11 protein-coding genes are annotated in these 18,046 nt (G+C 43.2%); 7 read left to right on the forward strand and 4 right to left on the reverse strand.

Going from position 1 to position 18,046, the window contains the following annotated elements; genetic code table 11:
• Window positions 1-295: 295 nt before the first annotated feature.
• Both C9J40_RS12740 and C9J40_RS12745 read left to right on the forward strand, forming a co-directional pair.
• Window positions 296-1,462, forward strand: a complete 1,167-nt coding sequence (locus C9J40_RS12740; protein ID WP_107247096.1) for an O-succinylhomoserine (thiol)-lyase — start codon at window positions 296-298, stop codon at window positions 1,460-1,462.
• Window positions 1,462-3,876, forward strand: coding sequence for a bifunctional aspartate kinase/homoserine dehydrogenase II (locus C9J40_RS12745; RefSeq protein ID WP_107247098.1), 2,415 nt, complete (start codon window positions 1,462-1,464; stop codon window positions 3,874-3,876). The genes C9J40_RS12740 and C9J40_RS12745 overlap by 1 nt, the downstream gene beginning before the upstream one ends.
• Window positions 3,877-4,014: 138 nt before the next feature.
• On the opposite strand, the gene C9J40_RS12750 is transcribed toward C9J40_RS12745, so the two are convergent.
• Both C9J40_RS12750 and ppc read right to left on the reverse strand, forming a co-directional pair.
• A complete protein-coding gene (locus C9J40_RS12750) occupies window positions 4,015-4,578 on the reverse strand; it encodes a PadR family transcriptional regulator (protein ID WP_107207485.1) in 564 nt (187 codons plus the stop codon).
• A gap of 409 nt (window positions 4,579-4,987) precedes the next feature.
• Window positions 4,988-7,618, reverse strand: coding sequence for a phosphoenolpyruvate carboxylase (gene ppc, locus C9J40_RS12755; RefSeq protein ID WP_107247099.1), 2,631 nt, complete (start codon window positions 7,616-7,618; stop codon window positions 4,988-4,990).
• Window positions 7,619-8,243: 625 nt separating this feature from the next.
• Here ppc and argC point away from each other — a divergent pair.
• The 4 genes from argC (at window position 8,244) to argH (ending at window position 13,299) form a co-directional block, all read left to right on the forward strand.
• Window positions 8,244-9,257, forward strand: a complete 1,014-nt coding sequence (gene argC / locus C9J40_RS12760) for an N-acetyl-gamma-glutamyl-phosphate reductase (RefSeq protein WP_107247101.1) — start codon at window positions 8,244-8,246, stop codon at window positions 9,255-9,257.
• Window positions 9,258-9,267: 10 nt separating this feature from the next.
• A complete protein-coding gene (argB, locus tag C9J40_RS12765; protein WP_107207488.1) occupies window positions 9,268-10,047 on the forward strand; it encodes an acetylglutamate kinase in 780 nt (259 codons plus the stop codon).
• A gap of 73 nt (window positions 10,048-10,120) precedes the next feature.
• On the forward strand, window positions 10,121-11,329 hold the full coding sequence (locus C9J40_RS12770) for an argininosuccinate synthase (protein WP_045083862.1): 1,209 nt from the start codon (window positions 10,121-10,123) through the stop codon (window positions 11,327-11,329).
• Window positions 11,330-11,421: 92 nt separating this feature from the next.
• Window positions 11,422-13,299 carry an argininosuccinate lyase gene (argH, locus tag C9J40_RS12775; RefSeq protein WP_107247102.1) on the forward strand — a complete coding sequence of 626 codons (1,878 nt, stop codon included), beginning with the start codon at window positions 11,422-11,424 and terminating at the stop codon, window positions 13,297-13,299.
• A 153-nt stretch (window positions 13,300-13,452) separates the two neighbouring features.
• Here argH and C9J40_RS12780 read toward each other — a convergent pair whose 3' ends face one another.
• Window positions 13,453-14,181, reverse strand: coding sequence for a glutathione peroxidase (locus C9J40_RS12780; RefSeq protein WP_107207490.1), 729 nt, complete (start codon window positions 14,179-14,181; stop codon window positions 13,453-13,455).
• A 155-nt stretch (window positions 14,182-14,336) separates the two neighbouring features.
• Between C9J40_RS12780 and oxyR the strand changes: the two genes are divergently transcribed.
• Window positions 14,337-15,248 carry a DNA-binding transcriptional regulator OxyR gene (gene oxyR, locus C9J40_RS12785; RefSeq protein WP_005371846.1) on the forward strand — a complete coding sequence of 304 codons (912 nt, stop codon included), beginning with the start codon at window positions 14,337-14,339 and terminating at the stop codon, window positions 15,246-15,248.
• Window positions 15,249-15,316: 68 nt separating this feature from the next.
• On the opposite strand, the gene C9J40_RS12790 is transcribed toward oxyR, so the two are convergent.
• Window positions 15,317-17,965: a penicillin-binding protein 1A gene (locus tag C9J40_RS12790; protein ID WP_107247104.1), complete on the reverse strand. Its 2,649-nt coding sequence runs from the start codon at window positions 17,963-17,965 to the stop codon at window positions 15,317-15,319.
• Window positions 17,966-18,046: the final 81 nt, after the last annotated feature.

The following is an 18,046-nucleotide window of genomic DNA, read 5'->3' on the forward strand; positions in this document are numbered from 1 at the left end:
TTCTCAGCGATATTGGGTTAATAATGGTGGTAACAGGAATCAACATTTTCTGTTAGCAACGGGGATTGTAGGGCGGCGATATTACGTGAACATCGCGGTTTTGTCCCGTATTGAACAGAAAAATTACAGTAAGGTTGTTACCATTATTTTGTTATGGCTGAATTTTAGCGGGATTTACTGCCATAAGCAAAGACATATAGACGTCCAGATGTGTTGACGTCTTGTTTTGTAGTGGTTAAAGTTGTTATAAATTTATTATCTTGGGTTAAATCCTGCCCCGACAAGGAATGTTTGTATGAGTGATAAGCGACTGGCGACAATTGCAGTAAGAACCGGTATTGATGTTGACTCTCAATATAATGCTGTTGTTCCTCCTATTTATTTAACGTCGACCTATAGCTTTCCAGCTTTTGGCGAAGTACCGCAATATGATTATTCTCGTTCAGGTAACCCAACTAGAAATACGTTAGCTGACGCGCTTAGTGAGATGGAAGGTGGTGCGGGTGGTGTTGTCACCAGTTGTGGTACAGCTGCGATGAATTTATTGGTTACTGCATTATTAGGTCCTGATGATTTGATTGTTGCGCCGCATGATTGTTATGGCGGTACCTATCGATTATTTAATACTCGTGCCAATAAAGGTGACTTTAAGGTTGAGTTCGTTGACCAATCGGATCAAGAAGCACTTACAGCGGCTTTAGCGAAAAAACCTAAACTAATCTGGGTTGAAACGCCGTCTAACCCATTAGTGCGTGTGATTGATATTGCGGCGCTGTGTCAGCAAGCAAAAGCCGTGGGTTGTCTTGTTGCTGTAGATAACACTTTCTTATCGCCACTATTACAACAACCAATTGAATTAGGTGCCGACTTTGTTGTTCACTCAACAACCAAGTACCTCAATGGTCACTCGGATGTGGTTGGTGGGGTACTGATTTCAAAAGATGCCGAAATGGCAGAAAATATTGCTTGGTGGGCGAACTGTATTGGTGCGACTGGCGCACCATTTGATGCTTACTTAACTCTGCGAGGTCTACGTACATTATCACCGCGTATGAGAATGCATGAAGAGAATGGTACCGCGGTATTAAGTTACCTTCAGCAACAAGCGATGGTGGGTACTATTTATCATCCAAGCCTTCCATCCCATCCTGGTCATGAGATTGCCAAACGTCAGCAAAAAGGTTTTGGCTCTATGATGAGTTTTGAGTTTGCGGGTGATCAAACCCAACTAGAAGTGTTTGTGAAAGAGTTAAAGCTGTTTTCACTGGCAGAATCATTAGGTGGTACTGAGAGCTTAATTGCGCATCCATCAAGTATGACTCACCGTGCAATGTCTGATGAAGCACAGGCAGAAGCGGGGATCACCACCTCATTATTACGTCTTTCGGTTGGTCTTGAAGACCCTAGTGATTTAATAGAAGATCTTGATCAAGCCTTTAAACTCGCGGCGGAGGCTCACTAATGACAAAAGCATTACGCCAATTACATAAATTTGGCGGTAGTAGCTTAGCTGATCCTGAGTGCTATCGCCGAGTAGCGGATATTCTGGCGGAGTATTCAAACAATGAAGATTTAATTGTTGTGTCAGCCGCGGGAAAGACAACAAACCAACTTATATTATGGTTAGCGCAATTAGAAAAAGATGGTCGTCAAGCCCATGAAACCTTGTTATCTGTCCGCAGTTATCAGCAACAATTAATTGAGTCTTTGCTTTATTCGCCGACAGCAGAACGTTTGATTGAATTACTACATGATGATTTATCAACCATTGCTCGTTATGGTGAAAGCCCTATTAGCCCAGCACTTCGAGGCACCATTCAAGGGTATGGTGAAGTATGGTCTGCGCGATTATTAGCGGCATTACTGTGCCAGCGTGACTTACCCGCCACAGATTTGGATTCTCGGTTATTTTTACGTGCCGAACATGCCGCACAGCCAGAAGTCGATAGCCGATCGTCGAAGCCATTATTACAACAGCAGTTTGCACAACATAGCCATCACCGCTTAGTGATCACAGGCTTTATGGCTCAAAATGAGCAAGGGGAAACTGTCTTACTTGGTCGTAATGGTTCAGATTACTCTGCGACAATCATTGGTGCATTAGCAGATGTTTCTCGAGTCACGATTTGGAGTGATGTGGCTGGAGTCTATAGTGCTGATCCACGTAAAGTTAGCGATGCCTGCCTATTACCGTTATTACGATTAGATGAAGCTAATGAGCTTGCTCGCCTTGCTGCCCCTGTTTTGCATAGCCGTACGTTACAACCTGTGGCACAAAGTGCGATAGATTTAACATTGCGTTGTAGTCATCAACCTGAATCAGGCTCTACGCGAGTAGAGCGTGTTCTGGCATCGGGTCGAGGGGCAAAAATTGTCTCTTCGCTTGATGATGTGTGTTTGATTGAAGTTGATGTACCACGAGGTATGGATGTTCAACATGTACGTGAAGACGTTGAGCGTTTATTGTCGCGCCATCAATTAGCACCTTTAGCGCAAAGCCTAGAGCAGAGTAAAGGCCGTATTATGCTGGCTTATACTCGAGAGGTAGTGAATGACGTATTAAATTTACTGCAAGATAGCGGAACACCTGCCGAATTACGGTTGCGAGAAGGCTTCTCAATGGTTGCTGCTGTGGGCGCTGGGGTGATCAATAACCCTATCCACTGTCATGGCTTTTATCAGCAGTTAAAAGGCTTACCGGTTGAGTTTATGACAGAAGCGGATTCGGGATTAAGTTTGGTTGCTGTATTGCGCCATGTCGAAACTGAAAGCTTGGTTAGTGATATTCACCAAGCGCTCTTTCAAGCTCAAAAACGAGTAGGGCTAGTACTTTGTGGTAAAGGCAATATTGGCACCCGTTGGCTTGAATTATTCGACCGAGAGAAATCAGCGTTAGAAAAACGTCATGGTTTAAGTTTTACTTTAATAGGGGTACTCGATAGTCGTCGTTGTTGGATGAACTTTACAGGTATCGATCCTTCGCTAGCACTGACACAATTTGAACAAGAAGCCATAGAGTATCAAGAGGGTGCGCTTTTCTCTCATCTTGCGAGTGCTGATTATGACGATGTGATTGTGCTTGATGTCACTGCAAGTTCCGAGCTGTCAAAGCGTTATGCAGAAATAGCAGAACACGGTTTGCACTTAATTTCAGCCAATAAAGTGGCGGGTTCCGCGAGCAGTAAAGATTATCATGCGGTGATTGATGCGTTTGCGAAAAGTAGCCGTCATTGGTTGTATAACGCGACGGTTGGTGCTGGGCTTCCGGTGAATCATACTGTCCGTGATTTACGAGAGAGTGGCGATCAGATCATCGCTGTTTCTGGTATTTTCTCAGGCACCTTGTCTTGGTTGTTCCAACAGTATGATGGCAGCGTGCCATTTTCTGAGTTAGTAGAACAAGCGTGGCAACAAGGACTCACTGAACCTGATCCTCGCCATGATTTAGATGGCAGTGATGTGATGCGTAAGCTCGTGATATTAGCCCGTGAATCAGGCCTAGAAATTGAGCCTGAACAGGTTAAAGTTGAAAGCTTAGTCCCAAGCGAACTTGCAGCATTATCTGTTGAGCAGTTTTTTGAACAAACTCAAGTGCTCGATGAGATTTTAGCCGAGCGATTAGAAAGTGCGCGTGAGGAAGACAAAGTGCTGCGTTATGTAGCTCGTTTAGATCGCCATGGCAACGCTCATGTTGGTGTTGAAGCCTTACCCCAAGAGCACGCGCTAGCTAATTTGCTTCCGTGCGATAATATCTTTGCCATTGAAAGCCATTGGTACCGTGATAATCCGTTAGTGATTCGAGGACCTGGAGCGGGGCGTGATGTAACTGCTGGTGCATTATTATCAGATATAAATCGTCTGGCCTGTTTACTGTAACGGTTTGATAAAATTTTAAAGCCCGCTTATTGTTAGCGGGCTTTTTATTTTTTAAAAGCAGCGTTGCGATTGGTTTGTGTCGTAAAAAATAAACCGCAGTAAACTGCGGTTTATTTATTTTATGAGAGAGATAAAGAACTACAGCGCAACAGGGCTGCCGTTACTGTCCATATCTTTTAGCTCAATAAGCACTTCTTCAGCCCAGTCAATCCAAGCTTGGCGGTTATGTAAACCACGACGAAGCGTTAAACGATCTAAGCGTTGTTGGCGGTCCATTGACTTATAATCGCTGAAATGAATTTTTTCTAGCTCTTTGTAATGGCCGATCAGTGTTTGAGATTCATCGATCAATGCAGCAAGTTGCTTTTGCATTGGCTCTGAATTGTGAACACCACAAACTAACAGCTTTGCTGAGAACTCATCGCGAGTTGTGGGATTACGTGCAGGTTCTTCAAACCAATTAAAGAGTGCTTGGCGACCGGCATCTGTAATGGCATAGACTTTACGATCAGGTTTACCCTCTTGAGGCTCAAGTCGACATGTTACTTGATCATTAGTCGCCATCTTATTCAGTTCACGATACACCTGTTGGTGACTCGCTTTCCAAAAATAGCCAATACTATGAGAAAACTCTTTAGTTATATCATAACCCGTTGCTTCTCTGTTGCTCAGCACGGTTAAAATTACGTGTGGTAGTGACATCTCTTCTATCCGTTAAATACGTCAAATAAAAATAACAACTGAACTAGATTACATACGCTTCGTAATGGCGTTTTTTATTTATAATCTTAATATCTTATAGTTCGGTTGAGACCGCATACAATATCATTAATTTGCTTAATATCGATACATCAAGATGAAATATCTGATGTACGGGCTTGCAAATTTATTATCTTGTGACCTTACTTCGATAGCGAAAAATCACTCGCACCATTAAAGGCTTAAACAATCTTATACATCATTGCTCATATCGAAGTTATAACTATCATAGCTCTGTTAAGAAACTTTATGCTGTATCAATATTGAGACAAAAAAGATTTTTCTTAACATATCGATAAATAACGGGAAAAAAAAGGGCCATCAAATGACCCTTATTAATTATTGCAATTTGCTATCCAGTATTTCGCATACCTGTTGCAATACCAGCAATAGTAACCATTAAGGCTTCTTCAAGTGCAGGAGGCAACTCTTCCTGCTGTCGAGTTCGATATAACAGTTCTGCTTGTAGCATATTAAGAGGCTCAACATAAATGTTGCGTAATCGAATTGATTCTGCGCCCCAAGGGTCTTGTTCCATTAAGTGATCGCTATTTTCAACCGTTAATACGGCCTTAATATCTTTACCTAATTGATCACGAAGCTTTTGACCTAATGGCCATAGAGATTCATCTGTTAGACGCTCGTCATAGTATTTAGCAATACCTATATTGGTTTTGGTGTAAACCATTTCAAGCATACCTAGACGTGTCGAGAAGAAAGGCCATTCTCGGCACATCTCTTCTAACAATTTCGTGTGGCCGTTGTTGATTGAATACTGAATAGCTTCACCAGCACCCAGCCATGCGGGTAGCAATAGGCGGTTTTGACTCCATGCAAAAATCCATGGGATCGCACGTAAGCTTTCAACACCACCTTGCGGGTTACGTTTCGCTGGACGAGAACCAAGAGGCAGTTTACCTAATTCAAGTTCAGGCGTCGCAGCACGGAAGTAAGGAACAAATTCAGGATCAACACGTACAACATTACGATAAGCTTCACAAGAGACTTCAGACAACACATCCATCAGTTCACGCCATTCTTGTTTAGGCGCTGGAGGCGGAAGTAGATTAGCTTCCAGTGTTGCACTCGCGTAAAGGCTTAAACTATTGATAGCGACTTCTGGTAAACCTAACTTAAAGCGGATCATTTCGCCCTGTTCGGTTACACGTAAGCCACCTTTTAAGCTGCGTGGTGGTTGGGATAACAGTGCAGCGTGAGCTGGTGCACCACCACGACCAATACTACCGCCACGGCCATGGAATAGGGTGATTTCAACCCCAGCTTGTTCGCAAACATCAACCAGTTTTTCCATTGCGCTATATTGCGCCCAACCTGCAGACATTACACCCGCATCTTTAGCTGAATCTGAGTAGCCGATCATGACCATTTGGTGGTTTTGAATAAAGCCACGATACCAGTCAATATTCAGTAGTTGTTCAATCACATCTGCACCATTATTCAAATCATCAAGGGTTTCGAATAATGGACAGACATCCATTCTAAATGGACAGCCCGCTTCTTGCAGTAGTAAGTGAACAGCAAGTACATCAGAGGCCGTTCGCGCCATTGAAATGACGTATGAACCTAATGCTTCACGGGATTGTTCAGCAATAGTTTTACAGGTTTCAATGACTTCTTTAACTTCTGCCGATGGCTCCCAATCACGAGGAAGGAGTGGGCGTTTTGATGATAGTTCACGAACAAGGAAAGCAATTTTATCTTGCTCGCTCCATTGGTCGTAATCACCCAGTCCAAGGTAACGAGTAAGCTCTGAAATTACATCTGAATGACGAGTACTTTCTTGACGAATATCTAAACGGACTAAGTGTACGCCAAAACATTTAACGCGACGTAATGTGTCAAGCAGTAGACCATCAGCAATGATAGCCATGCCACACTCATGCAATGATTGGTAACACGCATACAGTGGATCCCACAGCTCTGCAATATCTTCAATAATAATATCGGAGGCGGGTTTTTGACCATGAATCTTCGCATCAAGATTGTCACGAGTGTGAAGCAGCTTATTACGTAGTTGCTTTAGAATCGCGCGGTAAGGTTCATGCTCTTCGCCTGCAAGCTCACGCACCGTCTCGTTACACTGAGTCATGGATAATTCGTTGATTAACTCTTGAATATCATTGAGGTAAAGATCTGCCGCTTTCCAGCGTGATAAAGCGAGCACTTCACGTGTCACTTTCGAGGTAACAAATGGGTTACCATCTCGGTCTCCACCCATCCAAGAAGAGAAGGTGACAGGTGATGCGTCAAGAGGTAGGGCTTCGCCAAGATGTTGCTGTAATTTTTCATCAAATAGGCGAAGAAATTCTGGTACAGCTTGCCATAGTGAATTTTCAATAACGGCATAGCCCCATTTGGCTTCATCAATCGGGGTTGGGCGTTGCTGACGAATAACATCGGAGTGCCATGCTTGGGCAATAAGCTGTTCCAGGCGCTGTTCGATACGCGCGCGTTCAGAGGTTGATAGCTCGCTAAGTTCTAATTGAGATAAACATTTATTAATCTGTACCAATTTGTGAATCATGGTACGTCGGGCGATTTCTGTTGGGTGTGCTGTTAGCACCAAATCAATATTTAGTTCACGAACCGCTTCAATAGAATCAAGCTGATTGACGTCATTATCGGTCAGCTTATTAAATAGCTCATCGAGTGCATTAGGGCTGCATAGTGTGGTTTCACATTGACGAGAGATAGTATGGTATTGCTCTGCAATATTCGTGAGATTTAGGAATTGGCTAAAGGCGCGAGCAACTGGAAGTAATTGATCATCGGGTAAGTTCTGTAGCTCATCGATAAGCTTTGCACGATCTTCTTCACTACCAGAATGTGCTGACTTAGATAGTTTACGAATAGTTTCGACTTTATCTAACAGTTCGTCACCATGTGCCGTTTTAATGGTATTACCAAGCAGGTGGCCTAGCATACTTACGTTACTTTTTAACGTGCTGTATTTCTCATTCATATCGCATCCATCTCGTAATTTAGTTACATCCAATTTAAACTTCTAACAGACAATCTAGCCGTGATCTCACTTTGAGGTCAACTATCATTACATTTATAAGTGTTAAAACCACTCTACTTTGATTTTGGTCATAAATGCGATTGAAGTCTGTAATTTTGTTTCATTATTGCTCGTTTGCTAACAAATAACAGTTAGTAATAATATTGTCTCAAACTGATGTCAAATCGATGAATGATGAAAATGTTACAAGAAGATGAATAAAAAGTTTTGAAAAGGATGGCGAAAGTGAGGTTTTTAAGGCTTTTCTGTTGACAGTACGTTAATTAATCAGTAAACATATAAATGCAACGCAAACGAATAATTTATTGCTTTATTTAGCCGTAACCTGAGCAAGGAATGCCGGGTCTCCATTGTTAATTTAGGATGTTTTAACATGAACCAAGCGAAGCTTTTTACTCATACCTTCCGACGACGCTAAGTCATATTCGCTTGGTGCGTATGCGCCCCTCATATTTGCTGTTTTCAGCACTCCTTGTTACACGTTACTGCTGCGAAAAATAAAGACTCAAGCCAGTTTTGCGCCTAAACGGTAACAACAATCATTAGACTAAAAATGGAATTTGTAATGTTAAAGACTTTAATTATCGGTGCAAGTGGCTATACCGGTGCAGAACTTGCGAAAATGGTGGTTAAGCATCCTCATTTAGAACTTGCGGGTTTATTTGTTTCTGAAAATAGCCTTGATGCGGGTAAACCGTTAAGTGATTTGCATGGTCAATTGAAAGGCATTGTTGATTTACCGTTACAACCGTTAATCAGTCCAAGTGATATTGCTAAAAATGCTGATGTTGTCTTACTTGCCACAGCCCACCAAGTCAGCCATGACCTTGCTGCTAGTTTCCTTAACGAAGGGTGTCAGGTTTTTGATTTATCCGGTGCGTTTCGTGTCAAAGGTGATGATTTCTATACCCAGTATTATGGTTTTGAACACCAGTACTCAAATTGGCTTGAACAAGCGGTTTATGGGTTAGCTGAATGGAATCATGATGCCATTGCTAAAGCTCAATTAATTGCCGTTCCGGGCTGTTATCCAACCGCATCACAATTAGCGCTTAAACCATTAATTGAAGCCGGTTTACTTGATACCGAGCAGTGGCCAGTGATCAATGCGGTCAGTGGGGTATCTGGTGCTGGTAGAAAAGCGACCATGACAAATAGCTTCTGTGAAGTAAGTCTCCAAGCTTACGGTTTATTTTCCCACCGTCATCAACCTGAAATCAGTACTCATCTAGGTCGCGACGTTATTTTTACCCCCCATCTTGGCAATTTTAAACGTGGCATTCTTGCAACGATTACAGCGAAGCTAGCACAAGGCGTTACGCTAGAGCAGGTAACGGAAGCATTGAACCTAGCATATGCATCTACAGCAGATAAACATGCGGTACGTCTTTTAGGAACACAAGCGGCACGTTTGCAAAATGTAGTGGGTACTTGTTTCTGTGATATTGGTTGGCAGGTGGATGGTCAACATATCATTTTAACATCAGCGATTGATAACCTTTTAAAAGGGGCTTCTTCGCAAGCGATGCAGTGCATAAATATTCGAAATGGTTTCCCACAATTAACCGCTTTAGTGTAGGAGTTCGATGATGAGTCAGGTTCCATTGGTCATTAAATTAGGTGGTGCAGTACTTTCATGTACAGAAACCTTAGAAAAGTTATTTTCGGCGATTGATCATTATCAAGCTAATTCGCAGCGTCCATTAATGTTAGTGCACGGTGGCGGTTATTTGGTTGATGACTTAATGACAAAACTGCAACTACCGACAGTAAAAAAACAAGGTTTACGCGTAACGCCTAGTGATCAAATTGCTGTTATTGCTGGTGCATTAGCAGGAACTGCGAACAAATTACTTCAAGGACAGGCGATTAAGTCTGGCGTAAAAGCAGTCGGGCTCAGTCTGGCCGATGGGGGGTTATGCCAAGTGACGCAATTAGATCCTGAATTAGGTTCAGTGGGTAACGCTAAGCCGGGTAATGGCGCATTGATCACACAAATCATGGCTTCGGGTTATATGCCGATCATTAGCTCAATTGGTTTAGATGGGCAGGGCGAGCTGATGAATGTTAATGCCGACCAAGCCGCCGTTGCCGTTGCCGCTGCCGTTGATGGTGAATTGGTATTACTCTCTGATGTGAGTGGTGTATTAGATGGTGAAGGGCAGTTAATTGAAGCGTTAACAGAAGCAGAGGCTGAATCGTTAATTGAACAAGCGGTGATCACCGATGGCATGATTGTCAAAGTACGCGCCGCATTTGATGCCGCAAAAGCGCTAGGCCGTCCTATTGAAGTGGCGAGTTGGCGTTCCCCTGAAAAATTAACAGCACTATTTGCTGGCGAGAGCATCGGTACCAAATTTACGTTGTAATTGAAATTAAGTTAACAATATTTAGCACATCGCCTAAACGGAATAACCGCAAGGCTGATAAGGAGAACAGCACATGAGCAAGATTAATAAAGTTGTATTAGCCTATTCTGGCGGTTTAGATACATCGGCTATCATTCCATGGTTGAAAGAAAACTATGACTGTGAAGTTGTCGCATTCGTGGCCGATGTGGGTCAAGGCGAAGAAGAGTTGGTCGGTATTGAAGAAAAAGCATTGGCTTCAGGAGCTTCATCTTGTTATATCGCCGATCTTAAAGAAGAGATGGTGAAAGATTATATCTATCCATCACTAAAAACTGGTGCGGTGTACGAAGGTAAATACCTACTGGGTACTTCAATGGCGCGTCCAATTATTGCTAAAGCACAAGTTGAATGTGCATTAGAAGTGGGTGCTGATGCGTTATGTCACGGTTGTACTGGTAAAGGTAACGATCAGGTACGTTTTGAAGGTGCATTTGCCGCACTAGCACCACAGCTTAAAGTGATTGCTCCTTGGCGTGAATGGGATCTACGTAGTCGTGAAGCACTGTTAGATTACCTTGCTGAGCGTGATATTCCATGTACCGCATCGCTTGAAAAAATTTACTCTCGTGATGCGAATGCTTGGCACGTATCAACAGAAGGTGGGGTGCTAGAAGATACGTGGAATGCACCAAACGATTTGTGTTGGGTTTGGACAAAAGATCCAGAGCAAGCACCAGATCAAGCTGAAACGGTAACACTTAAGATTGAACAAGGTGAAGTGGTTGCGGTTGATGGTGAAGCAATGACGCCATACAACGTGCTAACGTACCTCAATGAAAAAGGTATCGAGCATGGTGTTGGTCGTATCGATATCGTAGAAAACCGCTTAGTAGGTATGAAGTCTCGTGGTTGTTATGAAACACCAGGGGGCACAATTATGATGGAAGCGCTACGTGCGGTTGAGCAGCTCGTACTGGATAAAGAATCGTTCGATTTCCGTCAAACGTTAGGTCTTAAAGCGTCGCACCTTATTTATGATGGTCGTTGGTTTACGCCATTATGCCAGTCATTAATTGCAGCAGCTGATGAGCTAGCAAAAGATGTGAGTGGTGAAGTGGTTGTTAAACTGTACAAAGGTCAAGCAACCGTGATTCAGAAACGCTCAACTAACAGCTTATATTCTGAAGAGTTTGCGACCTTTGGTGAAGATGATGTTTATGATCACAGCCATGCTGGCGGTTTCATTCGTCTTTACTCACTAGCAAGTCGTATTCGTGCTTTAAATAGCCAAAAGAAATAACCAAAACAATCACGGGGCTCCCTACTTAAGCCCCGTTTGATCACGCCATAACAAGATAAGCAAGTCGATACGTAGAGCAAAGGAGAGGTACCATGGCATTATGGGGCGGACGTTTTAGTCAGGCAGCTGACACACGGTTTAAACAATTCAATGATTCACTGCGTTTTGACTATCGTCTAGCAGAACAAGATATTGTTGGCTCAATCGCATGGTCTAAAGCCCTACGTCAGGTCGATGTATTAACTGAGCAAGAGCAGCAAAAGCTTGAGTTAGCATTGAATGAACTAAAGCTCGCTGTGATGGAAGATCCGGAGCAAATTTTATGCTCAGATGCGGAAGATATTCATAGTTGGGTCGAGCAACAGCTGATTGCCAAAGTCGGTGATCTTGGTAAAAAGCTTCATACCGGACGTTCACGTAATGATCAGGTGGCGACCGATTTAAAATTATGGTGTCGTCAGCAAGGTCAGCAATTGCTATTAATGCTAGACCGCTTACAGCAGCAGTTAGTGACAGTCGCCCGTGCTCATCAAGCTACGGTTCTACCAGGCTACACTCACTTGCAACGTGCTCAGCCTGTGACATTTGCCCATTGGTGCTTAGCCTATGTTGAAATGTTTGAGCGTGATTATTCTCGTTTAACTGATGCCCTCGAACGTTTAGACACCTGTCCGTTAGGCTCTGGCGCATTGGCAGGTACAGCCTATCCGATTGATCGTGAAGTGCTGGCGCATAGCTTAGGCTTCCACCGTGCAACACGTAATAGCTTGGATTCAGTCTCTGATCGCGATCATGTGATGGAGCTGCTTTCTACCGCTTCTATTTCTATGCTGCATCTATCACGTATGGCTGAAGATTTGATCTTCTACAACTCAGGTGAATCTAACTTTATTGAGCTGGCAGATACGGTGACATCAGGATCATCTTTGATGCCACAGAAGAAAAACCCAGATGCATTAGAGCTTATTCGTGGTAAATGTGGTCGTGTTTATGGCGCGATGACTGGCATGATGATGACAGTGAAGGCGTTACCGCTTGCGTATAACAAAGATATGCAAGAAGACAAAGAAGGCTTGTTTGATGCCCTCGATAGTTGGCATGACTGTATGGAAATGGCGGCGTTGTGTTTTGATGGCATCAAGGTTAACAAAGACCGTACTTTAGAAGCGGCTATGCAAGGTTACTCGAATGCGACAGAGCTTGCAGATTACTTAGTGGCGAAAGGCATTCCATTCCGTGAAGCACACCATATTGTTGGTGTTGCTGTAGTTGCTGCCATTGCTAAAGGTTGCGCACTAGAAGAGTTATCACTTGAGGAGATGAAGCAATTCTCTGAAGTAATTGATGACGATGTATATCCAATTCTGACTATTGAATCGTGTTTAGATAAGCGTTGTGCACTGGGTGGTGTGGCACCCAATCAAGTGGATTACGCCATTGGTCAGGCTGAAAAAAGGTTAGAGAAACGTTATTCGCCAAGTGTGAAAGTGCGTGGTGCTCGTTTAACGGATCTTGATGCGATTGAAGGTATGGTGGTGTACTGGGCGGGGCTGGGTGAAAACCTACCACGTAACCGAAACGAATTAGTCCGAGATATTGGCTCATTTGCGGTTGCGGAGCATCATGGTGTCGTCACAGGTTGTGCGTCGTTATATGTCTATGATTCAGGGCTTGCGGAAATTCGTTCGCTAGGTGTTGAAGCGGGTTGGCAGCAACAAGGGCAAGGTAAAGCAATTGTTGAGCACTTGCTTGAAAAAGCCGAACAAATGGCAATTAAGAAAGTCTTTGTACTAACACGTGTTCCTGAGTTCTTTATGAAGCGTGGCTTTACCCCGACATCAAAATCATTACTGCCAGAAAAGGTAATGAAAGATTGCGATCGTTGTCCGCGTCAACATGCCTGTGATGAAGTCGCGCTTGAAGTGCGATTGGATCAAGAGCAGCGAATTCCGACGGTTAATGTTGCTTAACGATTACTATGCCAATTATCTAGATCAAAAAAAGCCCTCATTAGAGGGCTTTTTATTTGGAGAGTTGTTGCGGTTTTGTTTTGGCTCACCAATTAAACTGCAGGTTTTAATTGATGAACAATCTGGACCACAATCCAGACAATACTTCAAAACTTAGCCTAGGTAAGTTTCTAGCTCTTCGCTACCACCGATGTGTTTACCACCGATGAATACCTGAGGAACAGTACTACGACCCGTAATTGCACGTAAAGAAACGGTTGTCGCATCTTTGCCTAGAATAATTTCTTCATACTGTAGACCTTTGTCGATCAAGTTCTGTTTTGCTTTCACACAGAAAGGGCAACCAGGTTTAGAGAATACGGTAATTGATTCTTGTAGCTTTTGTTCTGGTGCGATGTACTTCAGCATAGTGTCTGCGTCAGACACTTTGAATGGGTCGCCTGGCTCTTCGTTTTCAACGAACATTTTTTCAACAACACCATTTTTAACTAGCATGCTGTAACGCCATGAACGCGCACCAAAACCTAGGTCATCTTTCTCAACAAGCATGCCCATGCCTTTCGTGAACTCACCATTACCATCGGGAATGAAAGTGATGTTTTCAGCGTGTTGATCGGCTTTCCATGCATTCATTACGAACGTATCGTTTACCGATACACATAGGATGTCATCCACACCATTCTCAGCAAATACTGGGGCTAACTCGTTGTAACGAGGTAAGTGGCTTGAAGAACATGTTGGTGTAAATGCGCCAGGTAGACTAAATACGACAACGGTCTTATTAGCGAATAAATCTTCAGTTGTTACGTCAACCCACTGATCACCTTTGCGTGTGTGGAAAGTAACTTGTGGTACAGCCTGACCTTCTTTAGATGCGAACATAATGTAATCCCTTAAAAATATAAATGAGTCTGATGTAATCGGAGTGCTTAATCACTTGCTCCGTTTACTGTAGTTATTATGTAACTTTACTCTTGATAGCTCCAATCGTTTACTGCTATGGTTTCAATAGTCAAATCCTATTATAAGACATGCTAATGAATATTCGTGATCTGGAATATCTTGTTGCTCTTTCTGAGCACAAACATTTTCGTAAAGCAGCCGAAGCCTGTTACGTCAGCCAGCCCACATTAAGTGGACAAATTAGAAAACTAGAAGATGAGCTAGGTGTTTCATTATTAGAAAGAACTAGCCGTCGAGTATTGTTCACTGACGCAGGTCTGAGTTTAGTCGCTCAAGCGCAGAAAGTGTTGCTTGAAGTCAAAATACTTACAGAACTTGCTAGTGTGCAAGGAGAAAGTATGTCGGGACCGCTGCATATTGGTTTTATTCCAACGGTTGGCCCGTACCTTCTACCGCAAATTATCCCAAGTTTGAAAGAAGCATTTCCTGAGTTAGAACTTTTTTTACATGAAGCGCAAACTCATCAATTGGTACAGCAGTTAGAAGAAGGCAAATTAGATTGCATTATTTTAGCTGCGGTAAAAGAAAGTGAACCGTTCATTGAGTTGCCGCTCTATGATGAGCCGATGATGTTAGCTGTGCCTGAAACACATAAATGGGCGAGTGAAAAAGATATTGATATGTCTTTGTTGCACGGCGAAAGTTTATTGATGCTAGAAGACGGACACTGTTTACGTAATCAAGCTCTTGGTTTTTGTTTTGCAGCAGGCGCGCGTGATGACGGTCGCTTTAAAGCCACCAGTTTAGAAACGTTACGTAACATGGTTGCAGCGGGCAGTGGCATTACGTTACTACCACAATTGGCAAGCCCGAAAGAGCATTGCCGTGATGGGGTGTGTTATATCGCAGCGAAACATCCTCAGCCAACGCGTTTGATCACATTAGCCTATCGTCCAGGCTCGCCACTTAAAGCGCGATATGAAAAGCTAGCTGAAGTGATCAAAGAAAAAATGCCAGAAGTTTTTGCCAAACATACTCAGCCATAATCTCTGTTTAGTTTACTGAAATAAAAAAGAGCGCTCAATGAGCGCTCTTTTTATATATGTAACAGCGTTTAGAACAGCTCTTCAGCCGTTTCTGTATCAAATTTTTGCTCTGATACCGCTTGCTGTACAGAGCGTGTCGGCTCAGTGCCTTTAATGAAATACTCATACATTGAGCTTGCATCATTACGGTTTGACAGTTGACCTGTTGCACGGTCGATACGCACTTTTACAATATCACTTGGAATTTGCTTTTCTTGTTCAGGGGTATTTTTCAACGCCTGACGCATAAAGTTAATCCATGCCGGTTGTGCAGCATTACCACCGAACTCACCACCGATTGTTTGGTTCTTACCCAGATTATTATTCCAGCTAGTGCGACCTAATTCACGGCGATGATCATCAAAGCCAACCCAAGTCGTTGCCACAATATTTGGGCCATAACCTGTGTACCATGCATCCTTCGCGTTATTGGTTGTACCTGTTTTACCACCAATATCATGACGTTTTAGTACTCTTGCACGCCAGCCTGTCCCATATAGATGCCCTGGCTCACCCCAAATGTTACTGTTGAGCATTTCACGTACAAGGAACGCATTTTGCTCGCTGATCACCTCTGGTGCGTAGCGAACGGGTGGCATAGATATTACTTTTTCAAGATCTGCCGGCGTTGGTTTTTCTGTTTCAGTCGGCGCTGTGGTAGTTACTGTTTTAGTTGCCGTAGTAGTTGCCGTAGTAGATGCTGTGGTATCTGTTGATTGATCGAATTTATGATCTTCAACAGCAGTTGCCATTGCCACTTGCATCTTCGCTTGTGGATTTTTAGCTTGGCATGCATCGTTACAAACAATGGCAGGATCAGCGTAGTAAATTAACTGGTCATCATTGTTATCAACCTTGTTAATTAAGAACGGTTCAACAGCATAACCACCATTAGCAAATACAGAGTAACCTTGTACAAGTTCCAGTGGCGTTAAACTACCAGCACCAAGCGCAATAGGCTCTGCGCGAGGTAAATCTGCACGCTTGAAACCAAAACGAGTAAGATAATCAATGGTGAAATCTAGCCCAGCAATACGTAGTGCACGAATTGCCATTACGTTAATTGAGCGAGCCAAGCCGATACGTGCACGGGTAGGACCACCATATTTACCATCAGCATTCTTAGGACGCCATGCCGTACCTTGCCACTTATCCCACTTAGTAATTGGCGCATCATTAATGAGAGTAGCAAGGGTTAAGCCTTTCTCTATGGCTGCAGAGTAAATAAATGGCTTAATACCAGAGCCGACCTGACGAATAGATTGCGTTGCACGGTTGAACTTACTTCGGGTGTAGTTAAAACCACCGACCATTGCTAACACGGCACCATTTTCGGGTGACATTGCAACAAAAGACGTATTTGCTGCAGGCACTTGGCTAAGTAGCCATTGATTCGTGGTGACTGTAGCACCGCCTGTTTTATCACTCACAACATTTTGGTTATGTTGAACCCAAATTTGTTGACCTGCAGTAAGAATGTCGCTGGCTTTTTGGGGAGCGGGACCCTGACTTGAGTCAGAAAGGAATTTGCGAGCCCATTTCATACCATTCCAATCGATAGTGGCAATATCACCATTTTTAGTCACGATAGCTGCGGTTTTACCATCAACTTTCGTTACGACAGCAGGGATAAGTTTGCCATAGATAGGCTGATTTTGAAGTTTATTTACAATTTGATTGGCATTTAATGCCGGCTGTCCTGGCTTCCAAAGAACCGCTGTAGGACCACGGTAACCATGGCGTTGGTCATAACTTAGCAGGTTGTTTACTGCGGCTTGCTGGGCATCAAGCTGAAGTTTGCTATTGATGGTCGTATATACCTTCATGCCTTTTTCATACGCAGCCGGACCATAGCGATCCACCATCCATGCACGAGCACGCTCTGCAACATAAGGTGCGTAAAGTTGAATTTCTGCGCCATGATAGTGAGAGACTATAGGTTCAGCGCGCGCAGCATCCATTTGTGCTTTGGTGATGTAGCCCTCTTCAAGCATACGTCCTAAAACAACATTACGACGAGTTGTTGCTCGGTCAATGGAATAAATTGGGTTCATTGTGGATGGCGCTTTTGGCAGGCCCGCAATAACTGCAATTTCAGATAACGTTAGTTGATCAACGGTTTTACCGAAATAGACTTGCGCTGCTGCACCTACACCATAAGCGCGATAGCCGAGGTAAATTTTGTTTAAATAGAGATCAAGAATTTGATCTTTAGTCAGTAGCTTTTCAATATGAATAGCAATGAAAGCTTCTTTGATTTTACGCATGATTGTCTTCTGATTGGATAAGAAGAAATTTCGTGCGAGCTGTTGAGTAATAGTACTGGCCCCTTGACGAGCAGAGCCTGATGTCAAGACGACAAAAGCTGCACGGGCAATACCGATAGGATCGACGCCTGGGTGCTCATAAAAACGACTGTCTTCTGTCGCAATAAAAGCTTCCTGCATGAGAAGAGGAATTTGATCTAATTTAAGAGGTATACGTCGCTTTTCACCAAACTGTGAGATCAGTTTACCATCTTCGCTATACACCTGCATCGGTGTTTGCAGCTCGACATTTTTTAACGTTGCTACATCTGGAAGGTCAGGCTTTACATACAGGTAAAAGCCAAAAATAGTACCAACTCCAAGAATTATGCAAATTAATGCAAGTATTAGTAATCGCTTTATGAACTTCACTTGAGATTTCCCGTTACGCCATCGTGCTAATTGTCATTATCCATTATCTTTTAATTACTAGTATAAAGATAACAAAAAGAA

Source organism: Photobacterium sp. GB-72, from assembly GCF_003026095.1.
In the GTDB taxonomy this organism is placed as follows: domain Bacteria; phylum Pseudomonadota; class Gammaproteobacteria; order Enterobacterales; family Vibrionaceae; genus Photobacterium.